General features: G+C 60.7%; 21 protein-coding genes, 1 tRNA gene and 1 riboswitch. Of the genes, 17 read left to right on the top strand and 5 right to left on the bottom strand.

Features of this window, described 5'->3' with window-relative positions; all coding sequences use genetic code 11:
- Positions 1–658 precede the first annotated feature (658 nt).
- Positions 659–736: riboswitch (SAM riboswitch) on the top strand.
- A gap of 91 nt (positions 737–827) precedes the next feature.
- From metA to IP85_RS11430, 3 genes are all read left to right on the top strand, one after another.
- Entirely contained in the window at positions 828–1757 is a 930-nt protein-coding gene (metA, locus tag IP85_RS11440; protein ID WP_054149811.1) for a homoserine O-succinyltransferase, read from the top strand.
- Between the two features lie 94 nt (positions 1758–1851).
- Complete coding sequence (locus IP85_RS11435; protein WP_054149810.1) at positions 1852–3036, top strand: VWA domain-containing protein; 1185 nt, start codon at positions 1852–1854, stop codon at positions 3034–3036.
- Between the two features lie 46 nt (positions 3037–3082).
- Positions 3083–4093 (top strand): aldose epimerase family protein, encoded by a 1011-nt coding sequence (locus IP85_RS11430; RefSeq protein WP_054149809.1) that lies wholly within the window; start codon positions 3083–3085, stop codon positions 4091–4093.
- A gap of 108 nt (positions 4094–4201) precedes the next feature.
- Here IP85_RS11430 and IP85_RS11425 read toward each other — a convergent pair.
- Positions 4202–4276 (bottom strand) — tRNA-Gly (locus IP85_RS11425).
- A 275-nt stretch (positions 4277–4551) separates the two neighbouring features.
- Between IP85_RS11425 and IP85_RS11420 the strand changes: the two genes are divergently transcribed.
- The 4 genes from IP85_RS11420 to IP85_RS11405 all read left to right on the top strand — a co-directional run bounded on the left by IP85_RS11420 (position 4552) and on the right by IP85_RS11405 (position 7063).
- On the top strand, positions 4552–5055 hold the full coding sequence (locus IP85_RS11420; RefSeq protein ID WP_054149808.1) for a prolyl-tRNA synthetase associated domain-containing protein: 504 nt from the start codon (positions 4552–4554) through the stop codon (positions 5053–5055).
- Positions 5056–5123: 68 nt separating this feature from the next.
- The gene (gene trxA / locus IP85_RS11415; protein WP_054149807.1) at positions 5124–6098 is read left to right on the top strand and encodes a thioredoxin; all 975 of its coding nucleotides are present in this window, start codon (positions 5124–5126) and stop codon (positions 6096–6098) included.
- Positions 6099–6184: 86 nt separating this feature from the next.
- The gene (locus tag IP85_RS11410) at positions 6185–6862 is read left to right on the top strand and encodes an LON peptidase substrate-binding domain-containing protein (RefSeq protein ID WP_054149806.1); all 678 of its coding nucleotides are present in this window, start codon (positions 6185–6187) and stop codon (positions 6860–6862) included.
- Between the two features lie 3 nt (positions 6863–6865).
- The gene (locus tag IP85_RS11405; protein ID WP_054149805.1) at positions 6866–7063 is read left to right on the top strand and encodes a Trm112 family protein; all 198 of its coding nucleotides are present in this window, start codon (positions 6866–6868) and stop codon (positions 7061–7063) included.
- A gap of 37 nt (positions 7064–7100) precedes the next feature.
- Here IP85_RS11405 and IP85_RS11400 read toward each other — a convergent pair whose 3' ends face one another.
- Positions 7101–8345 carry a ubiquinone biosynthesis hydroxylase gene (locus tag IP85_RS11400; protein WP_280949605.1) on the bottom strand — a complete coding sequence of 415 codons (1245 nt, stop codon included), beginning with the start codon at positions 8343–8345 and terminating at the stop codon, positions 7101–7103.
- Positions 8346–8398: 53 nt separating this feature from the next.
- On the opposite strand from IP85_RS11400, the gene tesB reads away from it, so the two are divergent.
- From tesB to IP85_RS11370, 6 genes are all read left to right on the top strand, one after another.
- Entirely contained in the window at positions 8399–9283 is an 885-nt protein-coding gene (tesB, locus tag IP85_RS11395; RefSeq protein WP_054149803.1) for an acyl-CoA thioesterase II, read from the top strand.
- Between the two features lie 215 nt (positions 9284–9498).
- A complete protein-coding gene (locus tag IP85_RS11390) occupies positions 9499–9849 on the top strand; it encodes a P-II family nitrogen regulator (RefSeq protein ID WP_040299273.1) in 351 nt (116 codons plus the stop codon).
- Positions 9850–9876: 27 nt separating this feature from the next.
- The gene (locus IP85_RS11385) at positions 9877–11238 is read left to right on the top strand and encodes an ammonium transporter (RefSeq protein ID WP_054149802.1); all 1362 of its coding nucleotides are present in this window, start codon (positions 9877–9879) and stop codon (positions 11236–11238) included.
- Between the two features lie 202 nt (positions 11239–11440).
- Positions 11441–14092, top strand: a complete 2652-nt coding sequence (locus IP85_RS11380) for a DNA translocase FtsK (protein WP_054149801.1) — start codon at positions 11441–11443, stop codon at positions 14090–14092.
- A gap of 125 nt (positions 14093–14217) precedes the next feature.
- Complete coding sequence (locus IP85_RS11375) at positions 14218–14874, top strand: outer membrane lipoprotein carrier protein LolA (protein WP_054149813.1); 657 nt, start codon at positions 14218–14220, stop codon at positions 14872–14874.
- Between the two features lie 116 nt (positions 14875–14990).
- Positions 14991–15797 carry an exodeoxyribonuclease III gene (locus IP85_RS11370; RefSeq protein WP_054149800.1) on the top strand — a complete coding sequence of 269 codons (807 nt, stop codon included), beginning with the start codon at positions 14991–14993 and terminating at the stop codon, positions 15795–15797.
- Positions 15798–15819: 22 nt separating this feature from the next.
- On the opposite strand, the gene IP85_RS11365 is transcribed toward IP85_RS11370, so the two are convergent.
- Both IP85_RS11365 and IP85_RS11360 read right to left on the bottom strand, forming a co-directional pair.
- On the bottom strand, positions 15820–16275 hold the full coding sequence (locus IP85_RS11365; protein WP_054149799.1) for a cyclic nucleotide-binding domain-containing protein: 456 nt from the start codon (positions 16273–16275) through the stop codon (positions 15820–15822).
- 117 nt (positions 16276–16392) lie between these two features.
- Entirely contained in the window at positions 16393–17076 is a 684-nt protein-coding gene (locus tag IP85_RS11360) for a response regulator transcription factor (RefSeq protein ID WP_054149798.1), read from the bottom strand.
- 151 nt (positions 17077–17227) lie between these two features.
- Between IP85_RS11360 and IP85_RS11355 the strand changes: the two genes are divergently transcribed.
- Together IP85_RS11355 and IP85_RS11350 are read left to right on the top strand one after the other, a co-directional pair.
- Entirely contained in the window at positions 17228–17758 is a 531-nt protein-coding gene (locus IP85_RS11355; RefSeq protein WP_054149812.1) for a L,D-transpeptidase family protein, read from the top strand.
- A 152-nt stretch (positions 17759–17910) separates the two neighbouring features.
- A complete protein-coding gene (locus tag IP85_RS11350) occupies positions 17911–18741 on the top strand; it encodes an aldo/keto reductase (RefSeq protein WP_054149797.1) in 831 nt (276 codons plus the stop codon).
- A gap of 69 nt (positions 18742–18810) precedes the next feature.
- Here IP85_RS11350 and IP85_RS11345 read toward each other — a convergent pair whose 3' ends face one another.
- Positions 18811–19317, bottom strand: a complete 507-nt coding sequence (locus tag IP85_RS11345) for a nuclear transport factor 2 family protein (protein WP_054149796.1) — start codon at positions 19315–19317, stop codon at positions 18811–18813.
- Between the two features lie 221 nt (positions 19318–19538).
- Here IP85_RS11345 and IP85_RS11340 point away from each other — a divergent pair, with 221 nt between their 5' ends.
- Positions 19539–20336 carry a transporter substrate-binding domain-containing protein gene (locus IP85_RS11340; RefSeq protein ID WP_054149795.1) on the top strand — a complete coding sequence of 266 codons (798 nt, stop codon included), beginning with the start codon at positions 19539–19541 and terminating at the stop codon, positions 20334–20336.
- 37 nt (positions 20337–20373) lie between these two features.
- The coding region (locus IP85_RS11335) for an ABC transporter permease subunit (RefSeq protein WP_156322851.1) at positions 20374–20766 on the top strand (393 nt) is incomplete at its 3' end.

The following is a 20766-nucleotide window of genomic DNA, read 5'->3' as shown; positions in this document are numbered from 1 at the left end:
GGTGGCCCGGGAGGTTCCCGCCGGATGGTGCACCATTCCGACCGGGACCCTCGCCCGGGGGATGATCGTCTGGACATTTGCAGCCTGGCGCTCATCCCCGCCGTTTTATTCGCCCCGCTGTCTGGATGTTCGCGACAGCATTGGCGCCTTGTCTGTGTGCCTCTGAGGCACGTCCTTCCGATCGGGGGTTTCAGGCGTCCAGCATCCGGCTGTCCACCGTCACTTCCACCCCCTCGTCCGGAGGGAGACCGTTGCAGCGGGCCGGGGATTTGGATCTGCGACAACCCTCCACCCCGGCGCCGGCCCCGCCTCGCCTGACATCGCATCGTCAGGTGTATCCGAGGGCGGGACGGGGATGAATCTACGAGGGTGGAAATGGGCGGGGATGAAAAAACATTTGGGGGTTTGAATTTGTTGCGGGATTTTTGAAAGTCGTCCCCCTTTTTTGCGGTTGGCGCCGAGTTTGTGGCTTCGCCCCTCACCCTACCCTCTCCCCGCAGGCGGGGAGAGGGGGTGCAAGCGGTTGATGTCTCGGCCTTCTCCCCGCTTGCGGGGAGAAGGTGCCCGAGGGCGGATGAGGGGCAAAGCCGCAATGGGGAGGCACCAACGCCTCCATCGCCTTCCCCATTGATTCGCAACCCCGACAGGCGTAAAAGGCCTCGTGTTCCGTGGTGATTTGGCCGGCCGGCTTGCAGCCACGTAAAATAAGTCGCTAAAGGGCCGAGGCGAGTTTGAAGACTTTCCAAGGACCGGTAGCGATATAAAAGCTGCCGGTATTTTTGTTTCCGCGGTCTGAAACCGCCGTGACAAGGAAAGTCGAGAGTAAGATGCCGATCAGGATCCCCGATACGCTGCCCGCCTTTGAAACCCTCGTGCATGAGGGCGTGCGGGTCATGACCGAAACCATGGCCATTCGCCAGGACATTCGCCCGTTGCAGATCGGCCTGCTCAATCTCATGCCGAACAAGATCAAGACCGAGGTGCAGTTCGCCCGGCTGATCGGCGCCTCGCCGCTACAGGTGGAGCTGACGCTGGTGCGCGTCGGTGGCCACAAGGCCAAGAACACGCCGGAAGAGCATCTTCTTTCCTTCTACCAGACCTGGGACGAGGTAAAGGATCGCAAGTTCGATGGCTTCATCATTACGGGCGCCCCGATCGAGACCCTGCCCTTCGAGGAAGTCACCTACTGGCCGGAATTGGAGGAGATCCTTGATTGGACCGAGACCAATGTGCATTCGACGATGAATGTCTGCTGGGGCGGCATGGCAGCGATCTACCACTTCCACAAGGTGCCGAAACATGCGCTGAAGGAGAAGGCCTTCGGCGTCTATCGCCACCGCAACCTGGCGCCTTCTTCGGTGTACCTGAACGGCTTCTCTGATGATTTTCAGGTGCCGGTCTCGCGCTGGACGGAAGTCCGTCGCCAAGACATCGAGAAGGTGCCGGAACTGGAGATCCTGCTCGAATCCGACGAGATGGGCGTGTGCCTGGTGCAGGAGAAACGGGCCAAACGGCTCTACATGTTCAACCATGTCGAATATGACTCGACCTCGCTCGGCGACGAGTATTTCCGCGACAAGAATGCCGGCATTCCGATCAAGCTGCCGCACAATTATTTCCCGCACAATGACGACACGCTGACGCCGCTCAACCGCTGGCGCGGCCACGCGCATCTTCTGTTCGGCAACTGGATCAACGAGATCTACCAGATGACGCCATACGATCTGAATGAGATCGGCAAGGATCTGGCAGTCTGACAGCGGCACGGGGGATGGGAGCGGATTTTGCCAGGACAGGCGGGGTCCGCTATGACAGGATGCCGCCGCCGATGAACCGAGCCATTGTCATCCGATGTTTCTGCCGTTTTTTCTGCGTCTGAAAGAAGAGAAGGTTCCCGTGACCCTGCGGGAATACCTGGCGCTGCTCGAAGGCCTGCAGTCAGGTCTGGCCGACTTCGATCCGGAAGGTTTCTACTATCTCGCCCGCACCACCCTGGTGAAGGACGAGCGCTTCATTGATCGCTTCGACCGGGTTTTTTCCGAGATCTTCGGTGGCATCCTGAGCGAGGGCGCAGCAGAAGGCGTCAATCGGCAGACAATCCCCGAAGACTGGCTGCGCAAGATCGCCGAAAAACACCTCTCCGACGAGGACAAGAAGCTGATCGAGGCGCTTGGCGGCTTCGACAAGCTGATGGAAACGCTTAAAAGACGGCTGGCAGAGCAGAAGGAGCGCCACCAGGGCGGCAACAAGTGGATCGGCACGGCCGGCACCTCGCCCTTCGGCGCCCATGGCTACAATCCGGAAGGTGTGCGCATCGGCCAGGAGGAAAGCCGGCATCGGCGTGCCGTGAAGGTCTGGGACCAGCGCGAATTCCGCAATCTCGACGACCGCGTCGAACTCGGCACCCGCAACATCAAGGTCGCGCTTCGACGGTTGCGCCGCTTTGTGCGCGAGGGAGCTACGGAAGAACTGGATCTCTCCGGCACCATTCGCTCGACCGCAGAGCACGGCTATCTCGACGTGAAGACCCAACCCGAGCGGCGCAATGCCTTGAAGCTGCTGATGTTCTTCGATATCGGCGGCTCGATGGATGAGCATGTCCGCGAGGTCGAGGAACTGTTTTCGGCGGCCCGCTCCGAATTCCGGCATATGGAGTATTTCTACTTCCACAACTGCCCCTATGAGCGCGTCTGGAAAGACAATCAGCGCCGCCACGCCGATACCATCCCGACATCCGACGTCATCAGAACCTTCGGCTCCGACTACCGGCTGATCTTCGTTGGCGATGCGGCGATGAGCCCTTACGAGGTCACCCATCCCGGCGGGTCGGTCGAGCACTGGAACACCGAAAGCGGGGCAGCCTGGATGACGCGATTGACCGATCACTTCCGCCGGCATCTCTGGATCAATCCGCTTCCGCAGGCGAACTGGGACTATACGATGTCCGTCGGCCTGATTCGCCGGCTGATCGGCGACCGGATGTATCCGCTGACGCTGGGCGGCCTGGAGGCTGCAGCCCGCGAATTGGCGCGATGACCGACAGACAAAAGACTTTAATGAATTCAGGCGAGGAAACGACAGAATGACGAAGACGATATTCGGCGTGATGCCCACGGGCGAGGCGGTCGAGAAGGTGGTGCTGAAGGGTGGGGGCCTTACGGCATCGATCATCACCTTTGGTGCAGTCCTGCAGGATCTGCGTCTGGAGGGACACGATGCACCACTGGTGCTCGGCTTCGAGGATCTCGCCGGCTATCTCGACCATTCCCCCTATTTCGGCGCGACACCCGGACGCTGCGCCAACCGCATCGGCGGCGGGCGCTTCACCCTGGATGGCGTCGACTATCAGCTCGAGCTCAACGAGAGGGGGATCTCCCACCTGCATGGCGGTTCTGATGGCATGGGCCGACAGAACTGGACGATCCTCGATCATGGCGGCGATTTCGTCGTGATGGAGGTGACCGATCCGGACGGTCGCGCCGGCTATCCTGGGACCACGCGCACCCGTGCGAGTTTTGCGCTGAAGGATGGCGGCACCTTCTCTGCCCTGTATGAAACAGTGACCGACAAGCCGACGATCGCCAATGTCTGCCACCACGCCTATTTCAATCTCGATGGCCGTGCAGACATCCTCGGCCATGATCTGATGATCGCGGCCGATCACTATACGCCGGTCGACGAGCGGCTGATCCCCACCGGAGAAATCAGACCGGTCGAGAACACTGCCTTCGACTTCCGTGAGATGCGCCCGATCCGCCTCGAAGTCGATGGCGCTCAACTCGGCTACGACCATAATTTCTGCTTCTCGAGCAGTCGGGTCGCCAAGCGTAGCGTCTCCCTGGCGCGCAGCGTCAATTCAGGCGTGACCATGGAGATCCTGACAACGGAGCCTGGCGTGCAGTTCTATGCCGGCGGCAAGGTATCGCCGGCTGTTCCCGGCCTCGACGGCCGGCGCTATGGCGCTTTTGCCGGCTTCTGCATGGAAACACAGGTCTGGCCGGACGCGATCAACCATCCGAATTTCCCGAACGCGGTACTGCGACCTGGCGAAGTCCTGCGCCAGGAAACGGATTACGTCTTCTCGAAAGCCTGAATGAAGAAAACCGGCTGCGGGGCAACCTGCGGCCGGTAACGCGTTGCAGCGAGCACGGCGCAAAGGCGCCACCAATCCCACGACGTCAATCAATGTCTGAAGGAAGAATGGAGCGGGTGAAGCGATTCGAACGCTCGACCCCAACCTTGGCAAGGTTGTGCTCTACCCCTGAGCTACACCCGCTCATAACCTCGATCCTGGGGTAGTGTCTGGATCGTGGGCCGTCCGTCTTGCGGCGACGGGCGCTATATGGCCCAACCGTTTTTCAAATGCAACAGGGAAATGACGGATCGGCGCGAAAAAAATTCGACAAGGGCACAACGACCTGAGAAAGCTCAGCTTTTCCGGGCTTTCGCGGCGTACGAAAGATTGCGAAACGTCGGTCCTGGACCTATTGCTGAGGTGGAAATCCGATAGTGGGAGCTCAAGGCCCCGGACGATTCAGAGTGAGAACAGCCATGACGACAGCCAAAACCGCCGAAGACCTCTTTCGTTTCCTCGACGAACTCGGGATCGCACACAAGACGAAGACCCACCCGCCGGTTTTCACCGTCGCGGAATCGGTCTCGCTGCGCGATGAGATCCCCGGCGGTCACACCAAGAACCTGTTCGTCAAGGACAAGAAGGACAACTTCTTCCTGCTGACGGTCGAGGAGAATGCATCGGTGGACCTGAAGACGGTGCACACGATCATCGGCGCCGCCAGCAAGGTGTCTTTCGGCAAGCCGGAAAAGCTGATGGAGTATCTCGGCGTCGTTCCGGGCTCGGTGACGGCCTTCGGTGCGATCAACGACACGGACAAGAATGTCACCTTCGTGCTCGACAAGGATCTGATGGAGCATGACATCATCAATTGCCATCCGCTCTCGAACGACGCGACGACATCGATCGGCCGGGACGACCTCATCCGCTTCATGGAGGCAACCGGCCACACGCCGCTTGTCTTGAAAGTCTCGGGCTGACATACGATCTTAACAGCAAGAACGTCAGCCTCCCCAAAGGCTGCGAAATAGGCGGGAGATGCGAGAAGATGAGCGACTACGGCAACCCTTACGGCAGCTACGGCAACCAGACCATGACGGCCAAGGCGGAGTTCGGTGGCGCTCCTCAAGGCACGCCCCCAGCAGGTGACCTGATCAAGGACACGACGACGGCGAACTTCGCCCGCGACGTCATGGACGAATCGCGCAACCAGCCGGTTCTCGTCGATTTTTGGGCCCCCTGGTGCGGTCCGTGCAAGCAGTTGACCCCCATCATTGAAAAGGCCGTCAACGAAGCTGGTGGCCGCGTCAAGCTCGTCAAGATGAACATCGACGACCATCCGTCGGTCGCCGGCCAGCTTGGCATCCAGTCGATCCCCGCTGTGGTCGCCTTCGTCAATGGGCGCCCGGCTGATGGCTTCATGGGCGCGCTGCCCGAGAGCCAGGTGAAGGCCTTCATCGACAAGGTGGCAGGTCCGGCCGGCGCCGATCAGGCAGCTGAAATTGCCGCCGTGCTCGAAGAAGCCGCAGGCTTGCTTGTAGCTGGAGACATCGATGGTGCCGCACAGCTGTTTGCCGCGATCCTCCAGGCCGACCCCGACAACACAAAGGCGATTGCCGGCCTCGCTGAATGCATGATCGGCGCCAACCAGCACCAGCGCGCCCGTGAACTGGTCAGCCAGCTGCCCGAAGATCTGGCCAAGGCCGCCGAAATCCAGGCCGTTCTCACTCGGCTGGATCAGATCGACGAGGCACGCAAGCTCGGTGATCCCGTGGCGCTGGAGCACACGCTGTCGCTGAACCCCGACGATCACGAGGCGCGCTTGAAGCTCGCCAAGATCCGCAATGTCGAAGGTCGCCGCGAGGAAGCCGCAGAACATCTGCTGCTGATCATGAAGCGCGACCGCACCTTCGAGGACGATGGTGCGCGCAAACAGCTGCTGCAATTCTTCGAGGTCTGGGGGCCGAAAGACCCGGCCACCATCATGGCGCGGCGCAAACTCTCGTCGATCCTCTTTTCGTGAGCCGCCGCCGGCCTTGAGTTTTGGCCGGCGCGACCCAGATAGAAGCAGGAAAGAACGCCGGAATTTTCCGGACAGGATGTGCTTCGATGCAAGTGGGAAATGCCCGATATCTGACGGCTGGCGACCTCCCCGAGACGGTCCCAGTCTTCCCCATCTCCGGTGTGCTGCTGCTGCCGGGTGGCCAGCTGCCGCTCAACGTCTTTGAACCGCGTTACCTCGCGATGCTGGATGCGGCACTCTCCGGCAATCGACTGATCGGCATGATTCAGCCGGCGATGTCGGAGGTCCAGGCCAACATTCTGCCCGAGCGCCCACAGCTGGCGCCCGTCGGCTGCCTTGGCAGGATTACCTCCTTCAACGAAACCGGCGATGGCCGCTACATCGTGTCGCTGGCAGGGGTGTGCCGTTTCCGGCTGATGGACGAGGTGACGACCAGCAAGCCCTTCCGCAGCTTCCAGATCGCACCTTTCATCGCCGATCTGAGTTCGGCGGAAGACGAGGGACAGGTCAACCGTACCGGCCTCCTGGCGGCCTTCAAGGCCTATCTGGAGGCGAACAAGCTCGAAGCCGATTGGGAAAGCGTCGAGCGGGCATCGAACCTGACGCTGGTAAACTCCCTGTCGATGATGTCGCCGTTTGGCTCGCCTGAAAAACAGGCGCTTCTGGAGGCGCCCGACCTCAAGACGCGTGCCGAGACCCTGATTGCGATTACCGAAATTGTCCTCGCCCGGACCTTCGGTGATGCCGATACCATGTTGCAGTGACCCATGGCCGATAATCCGACCAGCCTCATCGATCCGAAGATGCTCGAACTTCTGGTCTGTCCTCTGACGCAGGGCACCCTGAAATGGGACCGGGAGAAGAGCGAGCTCGTCTCCGAGAAGGCGCGTCTCGCCTACCCCATCCGCGACGGAATACCGATCATGCTGGTTTCGGAAGCCCGCAAGCTGGAGATGCCCGCCTGAGCGGGCCTGCCCCTTTACCAGATCCGGAAATGAGCGCTCAGATGCTCTGGCCGCCTAGAAGGCGCGGCCCGGCTTGCCCGGATGTGCCCGCAGCTTCGCGGATGAAATAGTTCTTCAGGCCCGGGATACGATCAACGACGCCAAGGCCGAAATCGCGCAGCACCCGGATCGGTGTGACATCGTTCGAGAACAGCCGGTTCAACACATCCGTTGTGACACCCATGCGGAACGTGTCGAAGCGCCGCCAGATCTGGTAGCGCTCGAGCACATTGACCGAGCCGATATCGAGACCCAGGCGGTCGGCCTCGACGATCGTCTCCGCAAGTGCCGCGACGTCCTTGAAGCCGAGATTGAGACCCTGGCCGGAGATGGGATGGATGCCATGCGCCGCGTCGCCGGCAAGCGCCAGACGCGGCGCGATGAAGGCGCGGGCAAGGGTCAGACCGAGCGGGAAGGCCCGACGGTCCGGCGTCGCACGGATGGTGCCGAGCTTGTGGCCGAAGCGACGCTCGAGCTCAGCCTCGAACAGCAGGTCGTCGGAGTCGACGAGCCTGTCGGCATCTTCCGTGCGCTCCGTCCAGACAAGTGACGAACGGTTACCCTTCAGCGGCAGGATGGCAAACGGACCGGCCGGCAGGAAGTGCTCCTCCGCCACGCCGTCATGCGGCCGCTCGTGCTCCACGGTGGTGACGATGCCGGATTGGCCATACTTCCAGGTGACGGTCTTGATGCCGGCGAGATCGCGCAGCTTGGATCGCACGCCGTCGCAGGCAATGACGAGGCGTGACGAAACGACGCTGCCATCCGAGAGCGTCAGTTCGGCACTCGGTCCGGTATCGCGAAAGCCGGTTGCCCGCAGTCCATGCCGGATGCTTATACCGCGTTCCTCGCAGGCCTGGCGCAACGCGGCGACCATGCTGACATTCGGAATCATGTGCGCGAAGGGCTGACCGTCTTCGACGGCACCATCGAAGGTCAGGAAGACCGGGCGCACGGGATCGGACGTTTTCGAATCTGTCACGATCATCCGGTTGATCGGCTGCGCATCCGGCTCGATCTGGTCCCAGAGCCCGAAAACATCGAGCATCTTGGTCGCAGCCGCAATGATCGCCGAGGCCCTCGGGTCCTTCTTCCACGCGTCCTCGGGCGCCGCTTCGACAACCTCGACGGCGAGATGCGGGGCCGCCTGCTTGATTGCGACTGCAGCGGAAAGACCGACATAGCCACCGCCGACGACGAGCACATCCAGCATGGCAAATTCCTTTGTTCTTGTAGACCTGATGACACCTATATAGATCAGCCTTGAACGGGTGCCTATAAGCGGAGCAATGCAATATGTCGCAGCCATCAGGCCAGACCAAACCGATGGAAGACCTGATCGAACGTCTCGATCTGGAAAAGCTGGAGGAAAACCTGTTTCGCGGCAGCAGTCCGCAAAACGGCTGGCAGCGCGTCTTCGGCGGCCTGGTCATCGCACAGGCGCTGATGGCGGCGCAGCGTTGCGTCGATCCGGATCGCATCGTGCATTCGCTCCATGCCTATTTCATGCGCCCGGGCGATCCGTCCATCCCGATCGTCTACCAGGTCGAGCGCATCCGCGACGGCTCTTCCTTCACCACCCGCCGCGTTGTCGCGATCCAGCATGGCAAGGCGATCTTTTCCATGTCGGCCTCCTTCCAGATCGAGGAACCGGGCTTTGACCACCAGGTGAAGATCCCGAACGTCGCCGCACCGGAACAGCTGATGGGCGAAGCGGAGTTTCGCGCCGCCTTCCTCGCCCAGGCACCGGATACGGTGAAGAAATACTGGGGCCGCGAACGGCCGATCGAGATCCGCCCGACATCGCTGACCCACTATCTGTCCCGGGAGAAACTGGAACCGGAGGCCCATATCTGGGTGCGCGCATCAGGCCTCGTGCCAGACGACAGGCACTATCAGGCGGCAATCCTTGCCTATCTCTCGGACATGACCCTGCTAGACACCTCGCTCTATGCGCACGGCACCTCAATCTTCGACCCCGAACTGCAGGTCGCAAGCCTCGACCATGCCATGTGGTTCCACCGTCCCTGCCGGCTGGACGACTGGCTGCTCTACACGCAGGACAGCCCCAGTGCGGCAGGCGCGCGCGGCATGACCCGCGGCAGCATCTTCACACGTGACGGAAGACTGGTTGCCTCGGTGGCTCAGGAAGGGTTGATCCGCAAACGGGCAAATGACTAAATTTAAGCCATTCGCGATATTCTGCACAATTAATGTGCGCCCATTGCGCATTCATTTGCCTGTTTATTGGCTGTGTTTTTCATAGTCTTTAGATTTCAATAACTTATAGGCAATTCTGAATCTGGCACGCCTTTTGAATGTCATTGCCCAGTCGCTGCGCGAATGTTGCTGCGGGCGGCAAGGAGAGTCGGCTCCGAGCCGAGGACAAGCAAAGGATGGGAAACCAGATGAAGATTGTGATGGCTATCATCAAGCCGTTCAAGCTGGACGAGGTACGCGAGGCCTTGACGGCTGTGGGGATCCAGGGCCTGACCGTGACCGAGGTCAAGGGCTATGGACGCCAGAAGGGGCACACTGAAATCTACCGCGGCACCGAATACGCCGTCAGCTTTCTGCCGAAACTGAAGATCGAGATCGCAGTCTCGTCCGAGCTTGCCGACAAGGCCGTCGAAGCCATCGCTTCGTCCGCCAAGACCGGCCAGATCGGCGACGGGAAGATCTTTGTCTACTCGATCGATCAGGCCGTGCGCATCCGCACCGGCGAAACCAATACCGAAGCGCTGTAAGAACGGCTGTAAGGGGAGTTGTTACTGATGTCATTTGCCAATCTGAATTCCAATCTCGTGCGCCTTGGCGCCGCGTCCGCAGCACTGCTGGCGCCGGTTGTCGCCTTCGCGCAGGAAGCAGCGCCTGCTGCAGCCGAAGCAGTTGCTGCGGCTCCGGTTCCGGACAAGGGCGACACCGCCTTCATGTTCCTCTGCACCATCCTCGTCCTGTTCATGCTGATCCCGGGTCTGGCTCTGTTCTATGGCGGTCTGGTTCGCGCCAAGAACATGCTCTCGGTTCTGATGCAGTGCACCGTCATCGGTTCGACCGTGATGCTCGCCTGGGTGATCTACGGTTACTCGTTCGCATTTGGCGGCTCTGAAAACGCCTATTTCGGCGGCTTCGCCAAGCTGTTCCTCTCGGGCGTCACGCCGGAAAGCACGGCAGCCACCTTCTCTGATGCCGTCATTCCGGAATACATCTTCATCATGTTCCAGATGACGTTCGCCGCCATCACGCCGGCCCTCATCGTCGGCGCCTTTGCGGAACGCATCAAGTTCTCCGCAGCTGTGCTCTTCTGCCTGCTCTGGGTCACCGTGGTCTACTTGCCGGTCGCTCACATGGTCTGGGATGCCAACGGCCTGATCTTCGGCTGGGGCGCGCTCGACTTCGCTGGCGGCACCGTCGTTCACATCAATGCCGGCGTGGCTGGTCTGATCGGTGCGATCATGCTGGGCAAGCGCACGGGCTATGGCAAGGACATGATGGCTCCGCATTCGATGACGCTGACGCTCGTCGGTGCAGCCATGCTCTGGGTCGGCTGGTTCGGCTTCAACGCAGGTTCCAACCTCGAAGCCTCTGGTGGCGCCATGCTGGCGACCGTCAACACCTTCATCGCAACCGCAGCCGCTGTAGTCTCCTGGTGCCTGGTTGAAACCTTCACCCGTGGCAAGGCTTCGATGCTCGGCGCAGCTTCCGGCATGATCTCCGGCCTCGTTGCGATCACCCCGGCAGCCGGCATCGCCGGCCCGATGGGCGCCATCGTCATGGGTCTCATGGTATCGCCGCTCTGCTACTTCTTCGTCGCCGTTGTGAAGAACAAGTTCGGCTATGACGACACCGCAGATGTGTTCGGCGTTCACGGTATCGGTGGCCTTTTCGGCGCCATCGCAACCGGCGTCTTCGCATCGGCTTCGCTGGGCGGCATCGGCTACGCTGAAGGCGTGACCATGGGCGGCCAGGTCATGACCCAGATCTATGCTGTCGTCGTCACCATTCTGTGGTGCGGCATTGGCTCGATCATCCTCTACAAGCTGGTCGATCTGATCGTCGGTCTGCGTGTGCCGGTTGAAGCCGAACGCGAAGGCCTCGACCTCGCCTCGCACGGCGAAGCTGCCTACCACAGCTAAGATCCCTCGGATCCTTGCAGTTGAAATGCGGCAGCGCCCGGGTCTCATCACCCGGGCGTTTTTTTATCGGGAATTGACGACGGCTCCCTGTCACGCATGGTTAATGCAGCATTAACCCTCGATCCTGTAGTCTAGCAGCTGGCGATCTCCGTCTTGGGCGGGGATCAATGTCATCACCGGCAACAGGACGGACAGAGACCCCATGAGCAGAAGCCATTCAGCAACGCTTCCGGAGCACTCGACGCGCTCGGCGTTGTCAGCCTTCCTGCTGCGCCAGATCCTGGCACTGACCGGCTTTGGTCTGTTTCTTCTTCTGGTGCTCGCAGTTGCGGCGCTCGCCACCTGGAACGTTTCGGATCCGAGCCTCTCCTATGCGACGGACAATCCGCCGACGAACATTCTCGGACTGTCCGGCGCAGTCTTTGCCGACCTGATGATGCAGTTCTTCGGGCTCGGCAGTCTTTTGGCGCTCCTGCCGGTCATGGCCTGGTCCTTCGCCCTCATCGGCGGACGCCGAGTGACCCGCATCCCGGCCCGCCTCGGTGCCTGGGTTGCAGGTGCCCTGGTGGCGGCAGCCGCCGTCGGCTGTTTTCCGCCGCCGCAGACCTGGCCCCTGCCGAGTGGAACAGGCGGCGTGCTCGGCGATCTCATTCTGCGCTTTCCGGCACTCTTCATCGGCGCCTATCCGACGTCGACATTCGCCATGATCCTGGGTGCGGTACTGGCCCTGCCGGCGACCTGGCTGATGCTATTTGCGGCCGGCATCGTCGGCAAGGCCGTCGAGCCGGCGGATGACGAGGAGCCGGTCGCGCCGCTCGTCCGCGCCAAGCCGAAGACACCCGTCTTCGAAGACGATGAGGAAGACGACGAACGCGAAGGCCCGATCGCTCTGGTCATGGGTGCGCTAACTCACAATTGGTACACGACGCGCGCCCGCGTCCGACGCCTGTTCGGATTGACCTCCAGCGATCGTCGCGAGCGCGATTTCGAACAGCCCTATGATTTCAACGATGACGAGTTCGGGACATTGAACGAGCCGGTGCGCGCCAAGGCGCCGCCGCTCAATGCCCGCGTCGAACCCTCTTTGGACGGTGCGCCTCTGCGCCCGACCGGCCGCTCGATCGTCTCCCCGCCTCCGATGTCGGCTGGACACTTTGATGACGACGAGGACGATTTTGGTCTCGACGATCTCCCGCGGCCGGCCGGCATCCTCTCCGACGACGGCGTGCGGTCGGCCCCGGCAAAGCCTGCCGGAGCCTCGCCGCGCGTTGCCGCACCCGCTGCACGGCCCAAGCCGGGCGCCCGCATGGAGCGCGACGCGCAGGGATCCTTCCTGCGTCCCGAAGGTTTCCAGTTGCCGTCCGTCCATCTTTTGGCCGAGCCGCGCGCCATTACGCGCGACGCCACGCTGTCTGCCGAGGCATTGGAGCACAATGCCCGCTTGCTCGAGGGCGTTCTCGACGACTTCGGCGTCAAGGGCGAGATCATCCATGTCCGGCCAGGCCCTGTCGTCACGCTCTACGAGCTCGAGCCGGCACCCGGCATCAAGTCGTCGCGCGTCATCGGCCTTGCCGACGACATTGCACGTTCGATGAGCGCAATTGCCGCCCGTGTCGCCGTGGTCCCCGGTCGCAACGCGATCGGCATCGAACTGCCCAACCAGACGCGCGAGACCGTTTACCTACGTGAATTGATCGGCTCCCGCGACTTCGACGGCAACAAGGCAAAGCTTGCCATGGCGCTCGGCAAGACGATCGGCGGCGAACCCGTCATCGCCGACCTCGCCAAGATGCCGCATCTGCTCGTCGCCGGCACCACCGGTTCGGGTAAGTCGGTCGCCATCAACACGATGATCCTGTCGCTCCTCTACAAGATGACGCCGGAGCAGTGCCGCCTGATCATGATCGATCCGAAGATGCTGGAACTCTCCGTCTATGACGGCATCCCGCATCTTCTCTCTCCCGTTGTTACGGATCCGAAGAAGGCCGTGGTTGCGCTCAAATGGACCGTCCGCGAGATGGAAGAGCGCTACAAGAAGATGTCGAAGATCGGCGTTCGCAACATCGACGGCTTCAACGCCCGTGTCGCCCAGGCGCTCGAAAAGGGCGAGGTCCTGACCCGCACCGTGCAGACCGGCTTTGACCGCCAGACGGGCGAAGCGATCTACGAAACGGAAGAATTCGACCTGCAGCCCCTGCCCTATATCGTCGTCATCATCGACGAAATGGCCGACCTGATGATGGTGGCCGGCAAGGACATCGAAGGCGCCGTGCAGCGGCTTGCACAGATGGCCCGTGCAGCCGGTATTCACGTGATCATGGCAACCCAGCGCCCATCGGTCGACGTCATCACCGGTACGATCAAGGCGAACTTCCCGACCCGTATATCCTTCCAGGTGACGTCGAAGATCGACAGCCGGACCATTCTTGGCGAACAGGGGGCCGAACAGCTACTCGGCATGGGCGACATGCTCTACATGGCCGGTGGCGGGCGCATCCAGCGCGTCCACGGCCCCTTTGTCTCCGACCATGAGGTCGAAGAAATCGTTGCTTACCTCAAGACACAAGGGTCGCCGCAATATCTCGAAGCGATCACCGTCGACGACGACGAGGATGGCGAAGATGGCGGCGGTCCTATTGGAACCGGAAACCTCGGCGAATCGGATGACCCCTATGATCAGGCGGTCGCCATCGTGCTGCGTGACGGCAAGGCGTCGACCTCCTATGTCCAACGTCGTCTCGGCATCGGCTATAACCGTGCCGCCTCCCTGATCGAGCGCATGGAGAAAGAGGGCATCATCGGCCCTGCGAACCATGCCGGGAAACGCGAAATTCTGGTGCCGACCGAAGAGTAGGCACCAATCGGTTCTGGGATGGAACAAGCGGACGTGCGGACGAGTTGCCGCAGCGGCACAGGCGATGACGGTCATGAAGCCGCCGCCTTTTTCGGCGAGACCGAAAGCATATGAAGGAGTATCGCATGAAAGAAATCAAGGAACGCGGCGCCCGCCTCCCGATGTTGGCCAGCCGTCGCCAGTTCGTGCTGGGTACGGCTGCGATGATGGCTTGCGCCGCTCTGCCGTTCCCCGCCTTCGCACAGGCGGGCGCGGCCCAGCAGATCGCCGACCATTTCTCGAGCGTGAGCACCATGATGGGCGAATTCGTCCAGTTCGGTCCGCGGGGCGAGCAGACAGGCGGCAAGTTCTTCATCGAACGTCCGGGCAAGCTGCGCTTCAACTATGAACAGCCATCGCCGATGCGCGTGATTTCCGATGGCAAAAATGTCGTTATCGGCAATACCAAGCTGAAGACCTGGGATCTCTACCCGCTCAACAAGACGCCGCTCAGCCTGCTTCTCGCCAACCGGATCGATCTCGGCAACCAGATGGTCCGCGACGTCAAGCAGGAAGCGGACCTGACAACGATCGTGCTCGGCGATCGGACGATCTTCGGCGATTCGACGATCACCCTGATGTTCGATCCGAAGTCCTACGAACTGCGCCAGTGGACGATCACCGATGTGCAGAAGAAGGATACGTCGGTGATGATCTTCAATGTGCAGAACGGCGTGCAGTTCGACCCGAGCGTGTTTGAAATTCCCTATGCCGAAGTCCACGGCCAGAAGCGCGGCGGCTAAGACATTCTGTTTCGACCTGTGGAGAAGGCGGCAGATCGCAAGGGATCAGCCGCCTTTTCCTGTTCATGGGCACCCGAACACCTTAAGAAGCCAAGGGAACATTCAAGGCGGCCACGATGACACTCGCAATCACGACCTGGAACATCAACTCGGTGCGTCTGCGCCTGCCGATCGTCCAGGACTTCCTCAAGCGTGAAAATCCGGACATCCTGTGCCTGCAGGAAATCAAGTGCCAGAACGACCAGTTCCCGGCAGCGGAGATCGCAGAACTCGGCTATTCCAACATCGTGATCCATGGGCAGAAGGGCTACCACGGGGTCGCAATCTGCTCGAAACTGCCCTTGGCAGAGGACCACCGTCAGGATTACTGCGGCGTCGGCGACAGCCGGCACATCTCGGCAGTCTTCGAATGGGCCGGACGGCGGATCCGCCTGCACAATTTCTATGTGCCGGCCGGCGGCGACGAGCCGAACCGCGAGATCAACCCGAAATTCGGGCACAAGCTCGACTTCATCGAAGAGATGAAGGCCCTGTCCGCCGAGGCAGAACCGAACACGGGCTCCATTCTGGTCGGCGATCTGAACATCGCGCCGCTCGAACACGATGTCTGGTCCCACAAGCAAATGCTCAAGATCGTCAGCCATACGCCGGTTGAGACCGAAGGCTTGCTCGACATCATGCGTCAGGGCAAATGGGTCGACCTGATGCGCCAGCACGTACCGGCTTCGGAAAAGCTCTACACCTGGTGGAGCTATCGGGCGAAGGATTGGGCCGCAGCGGACCGAGGCCGCCGTCTCGATCACATCTGGTCGTCTGCGGATCTCGCGCCACTTCTGTCGCGCGTCGATATCCTCAAGGAAGCGCGTGGCTGGAACCAGCCTTCGGACCATGTTCCGGTGACGGCCCGCTTCCAGAATCCATAGCAGGCGATATAACGTCGGCTATTCAGGAGAATTTCGGCGCGAGCGCTTCCGCCCCGTCGATCAGAGCCGCGAGCGACTGCTTGATACGCCCCTCGACCTGGCGCGCCATCTGCGGATATTCCTCGAGCAGTCGGTGGAAGAGCGTGCGGGTGATCCTGATGACGTCGACATCCTCGACCGCAACGGCAGTGTATTTGCGCTCCACCATGGTGATCAGGGCAAGCTCGGACAACATGATCCCGGGACCGACCCGAGCTTCCAGATGCGGCTTTCCATCACGGCCGATGACATAAAGTTCGATCTCGCCGCGAACGACGACATAGGCGCATTCTGCCGGCGCCTTTTCCCGGAAGAGAGCCTGCCCCGCTGCGACCTGCCTGTGCTCGGCACCGAAGGCGATCAGCCGCAACTGATCCTTGTCCAGACCGGAAAAGAGAGGCAGAGCCGACAAAAGCTCGATATCGTCGCTGAGTGACATGACGTTTCCTGGTCCGATCGGGCATCGTCGATACGCCCGCTGTCAGTCCATAACGCAAAACGGGGATGAAAACGACACAGAGGTCGCCTTCATCCCCGTCGCATTCTGATCCGTCGTTCAGGGAACGATCTTGTAGCCGCCGTTTTCGGTGACCAGGATTTCGGCATTCGAGGGATCGCGCTCGATCTTCTGGCGAAGCCGGTAGACATGGGTTTCCAGCGTGTGGGTCGTCACGCCGGAATTGTAACCCCAGACCTCTTCGAGCAGAACATCGCGCGTCACCACTTTCTGGCCGGCGCGATAGAGATAGCGGATGATTGCGGATTCCTTTTCCGTCAGGCGGATCTTCTTGCCGTCTTCGGTCGTCAGCAGTTTCTGGCTCGGCTTGAAGAGATAGGGACCGACCCCGAACGTCGCGTCCTCGCTCTGCTCGAACTGGCGCAATTGCGCGCGGATACGGGCGAGCAGAACGGCGAAGCGGAACGGCTTTGTGACATAATCATTGGCACCCGCTTCGAGGCCGAGGATGGTATCGGAATCCGTGTCGTGCCCCGTCAGCATGATCACCGGAGACTTGAAGCCGCCCTTGCGCAGAAGCTTGACCGCTTCGCGGCCATCCATGTCCGGCAGCCCGACATCCATGATCATCAGATCGATCTGGGCAGCTTTTGCCGTCTGCATGGCGCGGGTCGCATTGCTTTCCTGCATGAGCGCAAACTCTTCGTAGAGCGAGAGCTGCTCGACCAGGATCTGCCTCAGATCGTCGTCATCATCTACAAGCAGAATGGTCCGCGTCGTCATCCGTTATCCTTCCGAATTGGTCCCGTGCTCGGGTCTTGCTGCCCAAGTACACCGGATGTAAGCCTTACTCGCAGCCGTTTAAGGGCTATGAATACAACAATATTCACGAACAAGGCAAAAAGTCGTGACCAAGAGGCGGAAGGCAACGAAAATCGCACGCTCAGCAGTCAAACGACTATTGGTCCGCCCCGCTCCCGGCAATCAAAGACAGGCTATTCTTCAGGCGGGATCATTGACCTTTCGAGCGGCCCTCGGCCGCGGCGGCCGCACCAGTCGCAAGCGTGAGGGCGATGGCACGACACCGATCGCGGTCATGCCTCTGCTATTTGCCTATCGGCGAGGTGACCGCGGCCCCTGGCCCTCCACCCTCTTGAGCATGCGCCGATCATCATCCGACATGCTCTGGTGCGACGCAGTCGGCGACCCGAATTACAATCGCCCCGTCCGCACACCCTTCAAACCCAGTCATGAAACACTGCAGCGGACCGACGAGCTGTATGACGTCTGCATCGTGCTCGACTGGAACCTGCGAAGCCGCAAGCGCAGATGTGGCTCTGCAATCTTCTTTCACATCGCAAGACCCGGTTACACACCGACAGAGGGCTGCGTCGCCATCAGTCCTCGGGATATGCGGCGCCTGCTCCCTCATCTCGGTCCCAGCACCACGCTTCAGGTTCTCTAAACGGAGATTAAGGGCTTTTGCGCGGAGCGGGCCTTTCACCGATGGCGGAGCATCCTAAATACCGGGAAGGCGGACGGCGCTTTTTTTGCGCCTCTTCGTGACCGCCAACGATTTCGCGTCAAGCGCAACCAATGACACATCTGGAGATATTGATGACAGACCAGACGCATATTGCCCTGAACGACGGCGCCCGCATTCCCCAGGTGGGGCTGGGCGTCTGGCAGACCCCGAACGACGAAGCGGCTCCGGCCGTCAAGGCCGCGCTTTCGGCCGGCTATCGCCATGTCGACACGGCCGCCGTCTATGAAAATGAAGAGGGCGTCGGCGAAGGCATCCGGCAGTCCGGGATCGACCGGTCGGAAATCTATCTCACGACCAAGCTCTGGAACACCGAACAAGGCTATGACCAGACGCTGAAAGCCTTCGATGCCAGCCTGAAGCGGCTGGGAACCGATTATGTCGACCTCTATCTCATCCATTGGCCTTCGGCTCATCGTGGCCTCTTCGTCGACACCTGGAAGGCATTCGTGAAGCTGAAGGAAGAAGGACGCGCAAAGTCCATCGGCGTGTCCAACTTCTATCCGGAGCACATCGAGAAGATCATCGCCGAGACGGGCGTAACCCCGGTCATCAACCAGATCGAACTTCATCCGGACTTCCAGCAGCGCGAGGCGCGCGCCTTCCATGAGAAGCATGGCATTGCGACGCAATCCTGGAGCCCGCTGGGCCAAGGCAAGCTGCTCGGTCATTCTGCCATTGCTGCTATCGCCGCCAAGCTCGGTCGCACGCCGGCTCAGGTCATCATCCGCTGGCACATCGACAATGGTCTCGTGGTCATTCCGAAATCGGTCACGCCTTCGCGGATCAGCGAGAACTTCAAGGTCTTCGACTTCAAATTGTCTGCGGAAGATCTGGATACGTTAAACGGTCTCGACGATGCGGGCGCCCGTATCGGACCGGATCCAAAGACGGCAACTTTCTGATTCACGTGAGACACTGCGGACCGACATGAGACGGGCCGCCTCCCGAAAAGGAGGCGGCCCGTTTGACGCTCACTGTTTGACGGCCGAATCCCAGTGCTCGTCGGCCTTGCCATCGACGATCCGCCAGGTGTCGTACCATGTAGTGGTGTAGGTCTTCGACGGATCCTTGGAATCCTTCTCCTCACGGACGATGCCGACGGTCACCAGATCGCCCTCGGCTGTGACGAAAGCCACGGGGGTCGACAGCTTCTCGGGGATCGGTTTCTTCTCGACTTTCAGGACCTCTGTGAAAAACGCAACGACGGTATCCCGGCCCGACGCGACGTTCGGATTGTGCTGGATGTAACGCTCCGTCAAAAAGCGGTCGGCCTGGTCCCAGTGCCCGGCCTCCAGAAGGTCGCGCATGATGTGATAGACGACCTGCTTGTTGGCATGCAGCTTTGGATCGGGGCTCGTGAACAGAGCCTCCTTGTCGGCCGCGGCAACCACAGCCTCCTGAGCGAAAACCGGTGCGGGATGAGCCAGCGGTGAAAACAGGCTGAGGGTAACGGCAAGAACGGCCGATTGCTTGATCATGGTTTCAACCTTAAAGACAGCAAGGGAAGACCATCCGTTGATATCGCTTGATGCCCGATGCAGGTAGAAGGCAGTTTTTTCAGCCGAAGTCTGTAAAACAGAACCGCCACGAGATCTGCTCCACAAGAACAAGGAGCCGGAGATGCTCTCCTGTATGGGCGCTTCTTGCCATCCCTGAACAAGATGTGACACTGTGCGCTGCCACAATTCGGGAGATTTCCATGCTGTTTCGCCGCGCTGTCCTTGCCGGTCTCTCCGCTCTTGCCCTGCTGCCTCTTTCGGCCCATGCAACCGAACTGCCGGATCTCGGCGGCAAGACGGTCGTCGTGGTGACGGAAAATGCCTATCCACCGCTGCAGTTTGTCGACCCGAAATCGGGTCAGCAGATCGGCTGGGAATATGATGCGATGAACGAGATTGCCAAGCGGCTGAATTTCACCGTCGAGTATCAGAACACCTCCTGGGATGCGATGATTCAGGCCGTGTCGGACAACCAGTTTGAGATCGGCATGACCGGCATCACGATCAAGGAAGACCGCAAGGAGAAGGTCGATTTCTCCGACCCTTACATGCGCTCCGAGCAGTTCATGCTGGTTCGCGGTGACGAGAGCCGGTTTACCGACGGCAAGAGCTTCGCCGCCGTTGAAGACGGTCTTGTTGGCGCACAGCCGGGCACGACCCCCTTCTACACGGCGGTTTATGAGATCCTCGACGGCAACGAGCAGAACCCGCGCATCAAGCTGTTCGAAACCTTCGGCGCGACCGTCCAGGCACTGAAGACCGGTGACGTCGACGTGGTGCTGACGGACGGCACCGCCGGCAAGGGCTATGTCGATGCCTCGAATGGCGGGCTGAAGCTCGTCGGTGGCCCGCTCGGTTCGGAAGACTTCGGCTTCATCTTCCCGAAGGGTTCCGAACTCGTCGCTCCCGTCAATGCTGCGATCGCCGCGATGAAGGCCGACGGCACCATCGAGACGCTGAACAAGAAGTGGTTCCTAGACTACAAGATGGGCGAATGAACCGCGTCCGTGCCTGCGACCTGAAGGCGGGTGACTGATGGCATTTCAGACCCTTCCCCAGGGTGACCAGAAAGGCGATCGGCCCTGGTGGCTGATCGCCTTCGTTGTGCTGGCGGCAGCCCTTGCTGGCGTCATCTTCGTCAGCGACCTCTATGCCCAGGTCTTCAACACGGTGGCCAAGGGGCTCTGGGTGACGATCTTCGTCACGCTGATCGGCTTTACCCTGGCGACGGCGCTTGGCCTGCTGATTGCACTCATGGGAATGTCGGACAGCCTTGTCCTGCGCCAGATCGCCCGTTTCTACGTCGAAGTGGTGCGCGGCATTCCGATCATCGTCTTGCTCTTCTACATCGCCTTTGTCGGTGCGCCCGGCTTCGTCGCGCTCTACAACCTCGTAACGTCACCCCTCGTATCGGCGGGCCTTGCCGAG

The sequence above is a fragment of the Rhizobium sp. AAP116 genome (genome assembly GCF_001295785.1).
GTDB lineage: Bacteria > Pseudomonadota > Alphaproteobacteria > Rhizobiales > Rhizobiaceae > Allorhizobium.
The sequence above is the reverse complement of the archived record's forward strand: the minus strand, read 5'-3'. Positions and strand labels throughout refer to the sequence as shown.